Raw genomic sequence first — 12,544 nt, forward strand, 5'->3', positions numbered from 1 at the left:
GATCGCGTCGACAGCGTTCAACGACCTGCCAGGCGGCTGCTGGCCTGATCCAGGCGGCCAGCGAAGGTGGCGGCATCGACTTCACCTACGACACGCAGATCGAGCAGTTCGTCACCATTGCCGGCGAACAACTGGATGGCAGGCGGGCCGAACAACTTGTAACGGTCCAGCAGGGCGCGCTGGGCGGCGTTGCTTTCGGTGATATCGAAGCGGATCAGGCGCCAGTCAGCGAGCTTGCTGCCGACTTCGGCATTACCGAATACCTCGCGCTCGATGACCTTGCAGCTGATGCACCAGTCGGCGTACCAGTCCAGCAGCAGCGGTTGGCCGCTGGCTTTGGCCTGCGCCAGCGCGGCGTCCAGCTCGGCGGGGCTGCTCAGGGTTTGCCAGGCATCGCTCTTGGCGCTGCTCTGGCTGGCACCAGCCTGCAGCTGGCCGAGTGGCTTGAGCGGATCGCTCGCACCCTGCAGGGCGCCGACCCAGGCGGCCAGGGCATAGACCAGTAACGCCAGGCCGGCGATCTGGCCGAGCTTCTGTCGATGTGTCTTGGGGCCGAACTCCAGCGCACCGAGGAATACTGCCACGCCACCCGCCAGCAGGCCCCACAGGGCCAGACTCAGACTGCCAGGCAGCACGCGCTCGAGCAGCCAGATCGAAACGGCCAGGAGCAGCACGCCGAAGGCATTGCGTACGCTCACCATCCAAGTGCCGGTTTTCGGCAGCAGCGCACCACCGCCAACAGCGAACAGCACCAGCGGCGTACCCATGCCGAGGCCGAGCGCGAGCAGCTTCAGGCCGCCGCCCAGGGCATCGCCACTGGCGCTGATATAGAGCAGGGCTCCGGCCAGTGGCGCCGAGACGCAGGGGCTGACCAGCAGGCTGGAGAGTACGCCGAGCACTGCGGCATTCAGATGCGAGCCACCATGGGTCCTGCCGGCCAGGCGATCCAGCGGTTCACTGATGAAACGCGGCAGGCGCAGCTCGAACAGGCCGAACATGGCCAGGGCGAAGAGGGTGAAGAAGGCGGCGAAAGGCACCAACACCCAGGCTGATTGCAGGCGCGCCTGTAGATTGAGGCCGGCGCCGAACAGCCCCATAAGTGTGCCGAGGACGGCGAAACAGATCGCCATCGGCAACACGTAGGCGAGCGACAGAGTCAGGCTGCGAAAGCCCCCCAGTTGCCCGCGCAGCACCACTCCGGACAGGATCGGCAGCATCGGCAGCACGCAGGGGGTGAAGGTCAGCGCCAGGCCGCCGAGGAAGAACAGCGCCAGCTCTTTCCAGTTCCAGCCGGTTGCCACCGATGCCACATCGCTGCTGTCGGCAGCAGGCATATCACCGATCTCGATGTATTCAGTCTCGGGCGGATAGCACAGGCCCTTGTCGGCACAACCCTGGTAGCCGACCTGCAGGCGCAGCGGGCGGTTGTCTGGGTTGTCCAGTGGCACGCGGATATCCAGCACGCCGTAGTACACCTCGACATCGCCGAAGAACTCGTCGTGCTTGGCCTCGCCTGCCGGCAATTCGGCGTCGCCGAGCACCAGATCCGCTGGTTCGACGCTGAAATTGAAACGATGGCGATAGAGGTAGTAACCCTCGGTCGCGACGAAGCGCAACGTCACTGCCTGTGCGTCGCTGCTCACCAGGCTCAGCTTGAAGGCTTCGCGCACCGGCAGGAAGTCACTGCTGTTGTTCAGCGGCGCGCCAATCGGCGAGGCGGCTGGGCGCTGGTCGAACAGATTGGCGCTGGCGGGCAGGCTCAGGCAGAGCAGAAACAGGGGAAGTAGCAGTCGACGCAGTGACATCGGGCGAATATCTCGGCGGAAGGTGGCGGCATGATACCGGAAAGCGCCCGCCCGCATCGTCGCTGCCGCGCCGGGACGTCGATTGCCGGGGATGAGCGGCACCTTGGAGGAGGCCGGCCTTGTAGAGTTCCCGCGCAGATCGAGCCTGCGCTGCCGTGTCGCAGGCGGTTAGACGCGAAACGCCTGTACGGCGCTGTGCAACTGGCCGCCCAGGTGCAGCAGACGTTCACTCTCGCTGCGTCCGTTGGCGATCAGACCGAGGTTGTCGTCGCCCAGCTGGTGGATGCGTTCGCCGTGTTCGCGAATCTCGCTGACGGCATCGCTCTGCTGGGCGGTGGCTTCGGCAATGCGCTCTGCCATGCTGGCGATGGTGCGGATAGCACTGACGATCTCGTCCAGCGCACCATCGGCTGCCTCGGCCTTGCCGGCAGTGGTTTCGGCGTGTTCGACCTGGGCGCGCATCGCTTGTACCGACTGGTGCGCAGCCTGTTGCAGGCGGCCGATGACATCCTGGATTTCCGCCGTGGCGCTGCCGGTGCGCTGCGACAATGAGCGTACTTCGTCGGCGACCACGGCAAAGCCACGGCCGGCCTCGCCGGCGCGAGCGGCCTCGATGGCGGCGTTGAGGGCGAGCAGGTTGGTCTGTTCGGCGATGCCGCGAATCACCGTGAGCACGCTGCCGATGGTGGCGGTCTCGTCGGCCAGGCGCTCGATGGCCTGGGCATTGTCCTGCACCTCGGTGACCAGCGCGTGCAGCCCCTGAAGGCTCTGGCCGATGACCTGCTGGCCCTGGACCAGTGCGCGGTCGGCATCGCGGCTGGCGTCGGCGGTCTGGCTGGCGTCCTGGGCGACCTGGCCGATGGTCGCTTCCAGCTCGCCCAGCGCGTCGCGGATCAGGGCGGTATCGCCGGCCTGGCGTTCGGCGCCGCCGTGCAGGCCGCCGCTGAGATCGGCCAGGGTACGGCTGGAGCCGGCGACATGCTCGGCATGGCCGCGGATGCTGGTGACCAGCTCCGCCAGATAGCGACGCAGGTGATTGAGCGAGTCTTCGATATCGCGCAGCTCGCGGGTGCGGGAGTGGATGCTGATCGGCGTTGCGAAATTACCTTTGGCCCACTGTGACAGCGCCGGTACCAGGCGCTCGAGCACCTGCGAGAGGCGCCGCTGGATGCGGTCGATGAGCAGGGCGATGAGCAGGATCAGGCCGATCATCAGGCCCTGAATCAGTCGTACCTCGCCCTGAATGCGTGCGTATTCGCCTTTTACCAGGGGCTCCAGCGCAGCCAGTGCCTGTTGCACCTGGGTCACGCGTTCGGTGGTGGTCAAGGCCAGTTGCTGGCGTTGCTCGACCAGCTCGCGAGTGCGTTGCAGTTCACTGGGGTAGCGACGCACCAGAGAGCCAAGTTCGCGTTTCAGCTCGATGCCGCGATCCTGCGCCTGTTGCTCCTGTTGTGTGTCATCCAGCCCGAGCAGCGCGGCGAAGCCGACGCTGGCAGAGCTGTCGGCCTGCTGCACGCCGAGTAGCGGCAATTTATCCAGTGCCTCTGCCTGCTGGGCAAGGCCCTTGAGTTCGCGTTCGACATCGCCGAGCAGTTCGCTACGACCCTGACTGGTGAAACGTTCGCGGGCGTGGGCGAGCTTGAGCAGGCGCGAACCGGCTTCCTGCAGCGGTTTGCGATACTCACCGGCGGCAGGGCTGCTGGCATCTGCGACGTACTGGGTCAGTTGTTCCAGCGCAGCGAGCATCTCGCGTTCGGCTTGCAACAGCAGGCCTTGCGGATCACCGGCCAGTTTGCCGGCCGCCAGCAGTTGATTGGCGCTGAAGTCGCGCAGTTGCTCAAGGCTTGGGCGCAGCTCGGTGGTCAATTGTTGCGGCAGTTGTTCGAGGGAGTCGTCGAAGGCGTCGATGGCCTGGGTCGCGCTGCTGTGTTGCACGGCATTGCCACTGGCCAGGTAGGCCTGAATGTTGTCGGCCACCTCGCGCTGGAACTGCTGGGACAGCGTCAGGTAGCGCTCCATCAGTTGCACCGGTTGCTGCAACGCGCGCTGCGACCACCAGAGCGTCGCCGCCAGCGCAACGCAAACGGTGACCAGCAGCAGGGTGTTTAGGTTGGTGAGCAGCTTGAGGCGCATGGCGGGCTCGATCGACGACTGAACGATGCCCGCGAGCTTATTGCGGTTTGGTTACAGGCTGATGACGCTGTGAGCTGTGTCACGTTCTACGGCGAGTCACTCGCTGCTGTACAGCTCCACCCGGTTACGACCACCGTGCTTGGCCTTGTACAGCGCTTCGTCTGCGCGCTTGGACAGTGTGTTGCCATCCAGGCCCGGTTGCAGCATGGCGATACCACAGCTGAAGGTGCAGGACAGGTCCTGCGGCTGGGCCGGGTAGTGGATTTCGGCGAAGCGCTGGCGAATCTCTTCCAGCACCTTGAGCGCCGATTGCTCGTCGGTATCGGGCAGCACCACGGCGAATTCCTCGCCGCCGTAACGACCGATATGGTCGGTCTTGCGCAGGCGCTGCTTGAGGAACAGCGCCAGGCTCTTGATCACCCGGTCGCCCATGGGGTGACCATAGGTGTCGTTGACCTTCTTGAAGTGGTCGATGTCGAGCATGGCGAAGGCCAGCGGCTGCTCTTCGCGGCGTGCGCGAAAGCAGGCGTCATCGAGCAGTTGCAGGGTATGGGTGTGGTTGTACAGGCCGGTCAGGCTGTCACGCACCATGCGCGCCTTGAGGTTGCGCGCACGGGCTGCGCGGTTGCGCACGGTGGCGATCAGGTGGCGTGGCTTGATCGGTTTGGTGAGGAAGTCGTCGCCGCCCTCGCTCATGGCGTCGAGCTGCTTGTCCAGGTCGTCCTCGGCCGACAGGTAGATGATCGGCACGCTGACGTAGCGGTCATTGTGGCGGATCACCTTGGCCAGTTCGGTGCCGTTGCACTCGGGCATGTACATGTCGAGGATGATCAGGTCCGGCTGGAATTCGGCCAGCGCGTCCATCGCCTGGATCGGCTCGGTGAGGGTGTGGGTGAGGATGCCGGCACTGTTGAGTACGCGCTCGGTGTGGGTCGCCTGGGCCTTGGAATCGTCGACGATCAGCACCTTGTACGGGTCGTACTGCGAGACGTGGGTCAGTACCTCGATGCGTTCGAGCAGGCTCGATGCATCCAGTGAGCCGGTGAAGAACTCCTGGCCGCCGGCACGTACGGCAGCCAGGCGCGTCGGGGTGTCGGTATCGCAGTGGCTGAAGAACAGCAGCGGAATTTTCTGCTCCAGACCTTCTTGCACCGAGTCGGCAAGTTCCAGGCCTGCGCCGGCGAAGTCGACGTCCATGATGATGGCGGCCGGGTGGCGCTCGCTGATGGCGGCACGGAAGGCGAACTCATCGCCCAGGGCCTGCGCCGCCAGGCCGAAGAAATCCAGTTGCTGGGCCAGACGCTCGGCGCGCTGGGCATCCTGCAGGGCTAGATAAACCGGTTTGCGCAGGGGGGGCAGGAAGGTCTGTTCGAAGGCATCACTATGACGCAGGCCGGTTCTCGACAAGCGCTGCATGGCCTGATTGAGGCGGGCGATCAGCGTGCTGTTGAGGCGACCGCGATTTTCCACTACTTCATCCAGGCTGACGCCAATGCTTTGCGCCAGTTGCGCGTGCTCGGTCTGTTCGAAACGCTCGGCGTAACGCAGCAGTCGCAGGTTGGCTTCGGTCAGCTCAGCCATGCCGGCATCGTTCCATTCGCTGCGTTGCAGGCGCTGCCAGACTTCCAGCACCTGGCGTGCCTGGTGAATGACGCGCTGGGCGAAATGGTGCTTGAGTCGATCTCGACTGGGATCCGGGTGCTCGGTCATGGGCCGACTTCTATAAGTGGTTAAGTCAGTGGTGGCTCGATGCTATCACTTGCTGGAGGCGCTGACATTGCCGTCGATCAATTGGCGTCGGTATTTCTGTCGAATAAGCGACAGAATTTTAGTTTTCCCCTACCCGCATTAAGTTTGCCCCTCTGCCCTGCGTTTTGCTGTGGGCTTGCCTTATAGTGCGTAGCAGGTCGCAACCCGTTGCTCGGGTTGTGGTCGAACACTCGAATTCGCTTGAAAAGGACACTGCCATGCTGGACTGGAAGAATCGCGCGACGAACTCGCAGGGCGGCGCCGCCAAGACCTCAGGAGGCAGTCGCAGTGGCGGCAGCCTGATCGCTCGAGCTCTGGGCGGTCTGATCGGTGTCTATCTGCTCATCGCCCTGGTGGTCGGCTGGTACTGGAGCCAGGAGCCGTCTGTCTTCCAGGTCCAGCAGCATGCCCAGAGTTCGGCGCAGCAGGCGCAACGGCAGATGGTCACCGGTTACACCTCGGTGGAAACCCTCAAGCAGGTCGCTGGCACGCTGCTCGACAAACCGGGCGGCTATCTGTCCAACGATCTTGCGCCGCCCGGTCTGTGGCTGGACAACATGCCGAGCTGGGAATATGGCGTGCTGGTGCAGGTACGCGACTTCTCGCGTGCCCTGCGCAAGGACTTCGCCCGCTCGCAGTCGCAGTCCACCGAGGACCCGGACCTGGCCAAGGCCGAGCCGCGTTTTCACTTCGACAACAAGAGCTGGGCGTTACCGGCGTCCGAGTCCGAGTACCGAGAGGGCATCAAGTCGCTGGATCGCTACCTGGCTCGTCTGGCCGACCCGGCGCAGAGAAACGCACAGTTTTACGCGCGTGCCGACAACCTGAACAACTGGCTGGGTGATGCCGGCACACGTCTTGGCTCGCTGTCTCAGCGCCTGTCCGCCAGCGTGGGGCAGGTGCGCCTGAACGAGAAACTGCAGGTGGGCAGCGATGCCGAAGAGTCCGGGCAGGTGGGTGAGGGCGGCGTTTACGAGACGCCCTGGCTGCAGATCGACAACGTGTTCTACGAGGCTCGCGGTCAGGCCTGGGCACTGGCTCACCTGCTGCGCGCTGTCGAGGTGGACTTCGCCGACGTGCTGGCGAAAAAGAACGCCACCGTCAGCGTGCGCCAGATCATTCGTGAGCTGGAAGCCGCGCAGGCCACCCTGTGGAGCCCGATGATCCTCAACGGCAGCGGTTACGGCGTTCTGGCCAATCACTCGCTGGTTATGGCCAACTACATCTCCCGTGCCAACGCGGGGCTGATCGACCTGCGTCAGTTGCTGAGCCAGGGTTGATGGTCGCGATTTCGGCAGCGGAGGCGGCGCATCGTGCTGCCTCCGACCGCGAGCGCGTGGCCTGGGTCGATGAGCACGACCGGCCGCTGGGCGGTGTTTCTCGTGTCGAGCTGCGCGAGCGCCGGCTGATCGGGCGTGGCACCTACATTCTCCTGTTCAACACGGCCGGGCTGTTGTGCGTGCATCGGCGCACCTTGAGCAAGGCGTTGTATCCCGGATACTGGGACGTGGCGGCCGGCGGCATGGTGCTCGAAGGCGAGGACTACCGACTCTCCGCCGAGCGTGAGCTGGCCGAGGAGCTGGGTATCGTCGATGCCCAGCTGACCGAGCATGCGCACTTTCTCTATGACGCTCCGGAAAGTCGCCTGTGGTGCATGGCCTACTCGGCTGTATCCGATGCGCCGCTGGTGTTGCAGCCGGAGGAGGTGCTGGAGGCGCGCTTCATCAGCGTCGAGCAGGCGTTGGAGGAAACCCATCGCTTGCCGTATTGCCCGGATTCGCTGGCTGCGCTGGAGCGCTACATAAAAAGGCCATAAACAGGCCGCTTGCGGCTAGCTGATGTCCCTCTCCCATTTATGGGAGACGACTGCATGGATGCAGGAGGTAGGGCGACGCAGGATGCCCAAGCCGAGGGTGCCCGAAGGGCGGGAGAGGGTGTTTGTGTCGGCACCTGTATTTCGTCGAGCTTAGCTCGTAGGGTGCGCCTCACCTCGAATAGGGGCCCTTGGCGCGTACCGCGCACCCTACGGCGTCGCGGATTCCGAGCGCTCCGTGCACGATGACGAACGGCGTCGCCATCGTGCCGCACAATGACGCAAATCCATACTTAGCAAGCGCCGCCTTTGCCGTTACACTGCCCGGCCTTTTCGGCGGACGTCTGTCCGCTTGCGCTGCCCCTGCCTGAGTGGGGCTTCGCGGCTGAACCCGTTCAGCCAGTCGCTATCCTGACCCCTACGAGGACAAGCCGGTGGTCAAGAAAGCCTCTTCATTCTCCGCCCTGAGCGGTCTCGTCTATTCCACCGATGGCGGTCGTCATTGCCCGGATTGCAACCAGGCGGTGGATGCCTGCATCTGCAAGCAGACGCGCATTCCTGAAGGCGACGGCATTGCCCGTGTGCGTCGTGAAACCAAGGGCCGTGGCGGCAAGACCGTTACCACCGTCAGCGGCGTGCCACTGGCCGAGGAACCGCTCAAGGAACTGGCCAGTGCGTTGAAGAAACGCTGCGGCACCGGCGGCGCGCTCAAGGATGGGGTGATCGAGATCCAGGGTGATCACGTCGATCTGCTGTTGGCCGAACTGACCAAGCGCGGCTTTACCGCGAAGAAGTCCGGCGGCTGATAAGTCCTTTTCTAAACTTGGATGACGCTCATAGGGTCAACCACCGAGCAAACGTCATCTTGCTTTCATCATTTCTAAACTGGCCGCCAGCAAGGTCAGGCTTTTCTCATGGGAGAACCCGATGTCCGCACGACGCACCCGCAAAGACGACGGCAGCCAATGGACCGTAGCCGATAGCCGTAGTGTCTATGGCATTCGCCACTGGGGCGCCGGTTACTTTTCGATCAACGATGCCGGGCGTATCGAGGTGCGTCCCAACGGCCCGGACAGCCAGCCGATCGACCTCTATCAGCAAGTCGACGAGCTGCGTCAGAGCGGCCTGTCGCTGCCGCTGCTGGTGCGTTTCCCGGACATCCTGCAAGACCGCGTGCGCCGCTTGACCGGAGCCTTCGATGCCAGCATCGAGCGCCTGGAATACCAGAGCCGCTACACCGCGCTGTACCCGATCAAGGTCAACCAGCAGGAGGCGGTGATCGAGAACATCATCGCCACGCAGAACGTCTCCATCGGCCTCGAGGCTGGTTCCAAGCCCGAGCTGCTGGCGGTGCTGGCGCTGGCACCGAAGGGCGGCACCATCGTCTGCAACGGTTACAAGGACCGCGAATTCATTCGCCTGGCGCTGATGGGGCAGAAGCTCGGCCACAACGTATTCATCGTCATCGAGAAGGAGTCGGAAGTCGCCCTGGTGATCGAGGAGGCGGCTGAACTCAAGGTCGCGCCGCAGATCGGCCTGCGCGTGCGTCTGTCCTCGCTGGCGTCGAGCAAGTGGGCCGACACCGGCGGAGAGAAGTCCAAGTTCGGTCTGTCCGCTGCGCAGATCCTTCAGGTGGTCGAGCGCTTCCGCGCGGCCGGGCTGGATCAGGGCATTCGCCTGCTGCACTTTCACATGGGCTCGCAGATCGCCAACATCGCCGACTACCGCAAGGGCTTCCGCGAGGCCATCCGCTACTACGGAGAGCTGCGTGCCATGGGTCTGCCGGTCGATCACATCGACGTCGGCGGTGGCCTCGGCGTGGACTACGACGGTACTCACTCGCGTAACGCCAGCTCGATCAACTACGACATGCAGGACTACGCCGATGCCGTGGTCGACATGCTCAAGGAATTCTGCGACCGCCAGGAAATCCCCCATCCGCACATCTTCTCCGAGAGTGGCCGGGCGATGACCGCGCACCATGCCGTGCTGCTGGTGCAGGTCACCGACGTCGAGCGGCACAACGACAAGGTGCCGGAGATCGATGCCAGCGCCGAACAGCCGGAAGTGCTGCAAGTGCTGATCGAGCTGCTGGAAGACAGCGACCCGGAAATGGTCGCCGAAACCTACTGGCGCGCCACCCACTACATCGAGGAAGTGGCTGCGCAGTATTCGGCCGGCAAGCTGAGCCTGGCGCAGAAGGCACTGGCCGAGCAGTGCTACTTCGCCATCTGCCGTCGTCTGCACAACCAGCTCAAGGCGCGTCAGCGTTCGCACCGTGCGGTGCTGGACGAACTCAACGACAAGCTCGCCGACAAGTACATCTGCAACTTCTCGGTGTTCCAGAGCCTTCCGGACACCTGGGCCATCGGCCAGATCCTGCCGATCCTGCCGCTGTCGCGTCTGGATGAGGAGCCGTTGCGCCGCGCGGTGCTGCAGGACCTGACCTGCGACTCCGACGGCAAGATCCGCCAGTACGTCGACGAGCAGTCCATCGAGACCAGTCTGCCGGTGCACGAGATTCGTGAAGGTGAGGATTATGTGCTGGGCATCTTCCTGGTCGGCGCCTATCAGGAAATCCTCGGCGACATGCACAACCTGTTTGGTGATACCGACTCGGTGAACATCTATCAGGGCGCCGATGGCAGCGTGGTGCACGCCGGCATCGAGACGCACGACACCATCGAAGATATGCTGCGCTACGTGCACCTGTCGCCTGAAGAGCTGATGACCCACTACCGCGACAAGGTGGCCAGCGCCAAGATCAGCGCCCGTGAGCGTACGCAGTTCCTTGATGCCTTGCGTCTGGGCCTGACCCGCTCGTCCTACCTGGCCTCGTAGCCGCCTGCGGCAACTCCGGTAGCCCGGATGCAATCCGGGGATGGTGCAACGTCGGGTATCGTTCCCGGACTGCATCCGGGCTACGGTCCTACCAGGCTTCCTGAGGCCCTTGGTGCGCACGGCACACCCTACTGTAGGGTGCGCCGTGCGCACCGCGCCGAGGATTCAGCCGATCATCCCGTAGCCACGCGCCATCAGCGCGGCCAGCAGCGGGATCGCCAGCAACAGCAGCAGCTCGATACGGATGCTCCAGGTCACCAGGGCGACCTGCCGGGCGCTCGGCTCGGGCACCTGGCCGGCCTTCACGGTTTTGCGCCACTTGATGAACACCACCGTGGGCAGGATCGACAGCAGGCCAACCAGGACGAAAAGCCCCACCTTGGCATGAAACAGGCTGTTGCCCATGTAGTAGGCGGCGCCCTTGCCGAACCACAGCACGCGGGCGACACCGGTGGCCAGCACCAGGCCGGCGCAGATGCCGTAGGCCATGTCGGTGATCATCAGGCTGCGCGCACGGCGCAGATCCAGCGGCGCCTTGAACTGCACGTGTTCGACGCTGAGCAGAGCGAACAGCGCGAAGATTGACAGGTAGTGCAGGTAAGCGACGAACGCGGCAGCCATGATTGCTTCCTTTCAGTGCGAGCTTGGGATGATTTCACTGCGGTTGTGGCCGCCGTGCTCCAGGCGATCGAGTGCCCGCTGGCGTTCGGTTTCATTGGCGGGTAGCGGGGCGCTGAGTATGGGCGATCTCTCCTGATGCTGGGGAAGGGAACCACAGGTCGCGACGGCTCAGTTGCCAAGCATAGCCAGCCAGTACCAGACTGCGCAGCCCCATGAAGGCCAGGAATGCCAACCACAATCCGTGATTGCCCAGGCTTTGCAGCCACCAGGCCAGCGGCAACGCCAAGGCCAGGGCGATGAGCATGGCGTCGCGCATTTCCCGGGCGCGGGTAGCACCGATGAACAGGCCGTCAAGCAGGTAACTCCACACTGCCAGCAGCGGCAGCATCGCCAGATACGGCAAGAAGTTCAGGGCCAGTTCGCGCACTTCGGCGATATCTGTGAGCATGCCGACGAACCAGTGCCCGCCGAGCAGGAAGAACAGGGCGAAGCCGGCGCTGGCCAGCAGCGACCAGGCACCGGCTACCAGTAGCGAACGGCGCAGCGCAGCGCGATCATGCGCGCCCAAGGCGTGGCCGCACAGGGCTTCAACGGCATGCGCCAGGCCGTCGAGGGCATAGGCGGTCAGCGTCAGACCGTTGAGCAACAGTGCATTGGCAGCCACTGTGGCATCGCCAAGGCGTGTGCCTTTCACGGTGATCAGGAAGAACACCAGTTGCAGCGCCAGGGTACGGATGAAGATGTCACGGTTGACTGCCAGCAGCGGGCGCCAGTTGCTCCAGCGTTTCAACGCGCTGCTGTCGAGGCGGCCCGGATAGCGCCCAAGCGCGCCGCGGGCCAGCCACAGGCCGAGCAGGGCGCCACTCCATTCGGCGATCACCGATGCCCAGGCCGCACCGGCCACGCCCCATTCGAGACCGAGCACGAACAGCAGGTCGAGCGCCACGTTGATCAGGTTGGCCGTCAGCAGGATCGCCAGCGGGCCACGGGCGCTCTGCGTGCCCAGCAGCCAGCCGATCAGGGCGTAGGTCGCCAGGCTGGCGGGCAGGCCGAGCAGGCGGATCTGGAAATACTGGCGCGCCAGTTGATCCAACTCGGCCGAGGGCTGCATCAGGCTCAGCGCGGCGTTACTGAAGGGCAAAGCCAGCAGGCCCAGAAGCAAGGCCATGAACACGCCCAGCCCGAGCCCTTGCACCAATACCTGGCGCAGTGCGCCGCCGTCCTCGCGCCCTGCCGCCTGAGCGGCGAAGCCGGTACTGCCCATGCGCAGAAAGCCCATGGCCCAGGTCAGCAGGGTGTAGAGGCTGCCGCCCACCGCCACGGCAGCCAATTGGTGGGCATGCGGCAGATGGCCAACTACGGCAGTGTCGACCAGCGCCACCATGGGCACCGACAGGTTGGAGAGAATCATCGGTGCGGCAAGGGCCCAGACCTTGCGCTGGGTCGGGGCGTGGCGCCAGGCATCGAGCAGGGCGGACATGGGCGGCTCCGGCAAAGCACCGATTATAGGCACAGCGCTGGCGTGGTCGCACGTCGCCTCAGGAGTGTGAGTGGCTTGGCGAATTCTTCTGCAAGGCTCGTC

The 12,544-nt window shown here is 64.3% G+C and carries 9 protein-coding genes; 4 read left to right on the forward strand and 5 right to left on the reverse strand.

Features of this window, described 5'->3' with window-relative positions; translation table 11 throughout:
- Nucleotides 1-17: 17 nt before the first annotated feature.
- The 3 genes from GV002_RS15785 to GV002_RS15795 form a co-directional block, all read right to left on the reverse strand.
- Entirely contained in the window at nucleotides 18-1,805 is a 1,788-nt protein-coding gene (locus GV002_RS15785) for a protein-disulfide reductase DsbD (RefSeq protein ID WP_160019303.1), read from the reverse strand.
- A 168-nt stretch (nucleotides 1,806-1,973) separates the two neighbouring features.
- Complete coding sequence (locus GV002_RS15790; RefSeq protein WP_160019304.1) at nucleotides 1,974-3,938, reverse strand: methyl-accepting chemotaxis protein; 1,965 nt, start codon at nucleotides 3,936-3,938, stop codon at nucleotides 1,974-1,976.
- Nucleotides 3,939-4,034: 96 nt separating this feature from the next.
- Nucleotides 4,035-5,648, reverse strand: a complete 1,614-nt coding sequence (locus GV002_RS15795; protein ID WP_160019305.1) for a response regulator — start codon at nucleotides 5,646-5,648, stop codon at nucleotides 4,035-4,037.
- Nucleotides 5,649-5,905: 257 nt separating this feature from the next.
- On the opposite strand from GV002_RS15795, the gene GV002_RS15800 reads away from it, so the two are divergent.
- The 4 genes from GV002_RS15800 to speA all read left to right on the forward strand — a co-directional run bounded on the left by GV002_RS15800 (nucleotide 5,906) and on the right by speA (nucleotide 10,341).
- On the forward strand, nucleotides 5,906-6,967 hold the full coding sequence (locus GV002_RS15800; RefSeq protein ID WP_160019306.1) for a DUF2333 family protein: 1,062 nt from the start codon (nucleotides 5,906-5,908) through the stop codon (nucleotides 6,965-6,967).
- Nucleotides 6,967-7,503, forward strand: coding sequence for an NUDIX hydrolase (locus GV002_RS15805; protein ID WP_160019307.1), 537 nt, complete (start codon nucleotides 6,967-6,969; stop codon nucleotides 7,501-7,503). Before GV002_RS15800 ends, GV002_RS15805 begins: the two co-directional genes overlap by 1 nt.
- A gap of 431 nt (nucleotides 7,504-7,934) precedes the next feature.
- A complete protein-coding gene (locus tag GV002_RS15810; RefSeq protein ID WP_160019308.1) occupies nucleotides 7,935-8,306 on the forward strand; it encodes a translation initiation factor Sui1 in 372 nt (123 codons plus the stop codon).
- A 121-nt stretch (nucleotides 8,307-8,427) separates the two neighbouring features.
- Nucleotides 8,428-10,341, forward strand: a complete 1,914-nt coding sequence (speA, locus tag GV002_RS15815; protein ID WP_160019309.1) for an arginine decarboxylase — start codon at nucleotides 8,428-8,430, stop codon at nucleotides 10,339-10,341.
- Between the two features lie 165 nt (nucleotides 10,342-10,506).
- On the opposite strand, the gene GV002_RS15820 is transcribed toward speA, so the two are convergent.
- Together GV002_RS15820 and GV002_RS15825 are read right to left on the reverse strand one after the other, a co-directional pair.
- Nucleotides 10,507-10,962: a DUF2214 family protein gene (locus GV002_RS15820; RefSeq protein ID WP_160019310.1), complete on the reverse strand. Its 456-nt coding sequence runs from the start codon at nucleotides 10,960-10,962 to the stop codon at nucleotides 10,507-10,509.
- A gap of 91 nt (nucleotides 10,963-11,053) precedes the next feature.
- Nucleotides 11,054-12,442, reverse strand: a complete 1,389-nt coding sequence (locus GV002_RS15825; RefSeq protein ID WP_160019311.1) for an MATE family efflux transporter — start codon at nucleotides 12,440-12,442, stop codon at nucleotides 11,054-11,056.
- Nucleotides 12,443-12,544 lie beyond the last annotated feature (102 nt).

It is taken from the genome of Pseudomonas sp. 8O (genome assembly GCF_902506495.1).
Taxonomy (GTDB): Bacteria; Pseudomonadota; Gammaproteobacteria; order Pseudomonadales; family Pseudomonadaceae; genus Aquipseudomonas; species Aquipseudomonas chaetocerotis.

Bases quoted from the DNA above. Each gene is read 5' to 3' on its own strand.
- GV002_RS15785 (WP_160019303.1), bottom strand. From the start codon at position 1,805: ATGTCACTGCGTCGACTGCTACTTCCCCTGTTTCTGCTCTGCCTGAGC.
- GV002_RS15790 (WP_160019304.1), bottom strand. From the start codon at position 3,938: ATGCGCCTCAAGCTGCTCACCAACCTAAACACCCTGCTGCTGGTCACC.
- GV002_RS15795 (WP_160019305.1), bottom strand. From the start codon at position 5,648: ATGACCGAGCACCCGGATCCCAGTCGAGATCGACTCAAGCACCATTTC.
- GV002_RS15800 (WP_160019306.1), top strand. From the start codon at position 5,906: ATGCTGGACTGGAAGAATCGCGCGACGAACTCGCAGGGCGGCGCCGCC.
- GV002_RS15805 (WP_160019307.1), top strand. From the start codon at position 6,967: ATGGTCGCGATTTCGGCAGCGGAGGCGGCGCATCGTGCTGCCTCCGAC.
- speA (WP_160019309.1), top strand. From the start codon at position 8,428: ATGTCCGCACGACGCACCCGCAAAGACGACGGCAGCCAATGGACCGTA.
- GV002_RS15820 (WP_160019310.1), bottom strand. From the start codon at position 10,962: ATGGCTGCCGCGTTCGTCGCTTACCTGCACTACCTGTCAATCTTCGCG.
- GV002_RS15825 (WP_160019311.1), bottom strand. From the start codon at position 12,442: ATGTCCGCCCTGCTCGATGCCTGGCGCCACGCCCCGACCCAGCGCAAG.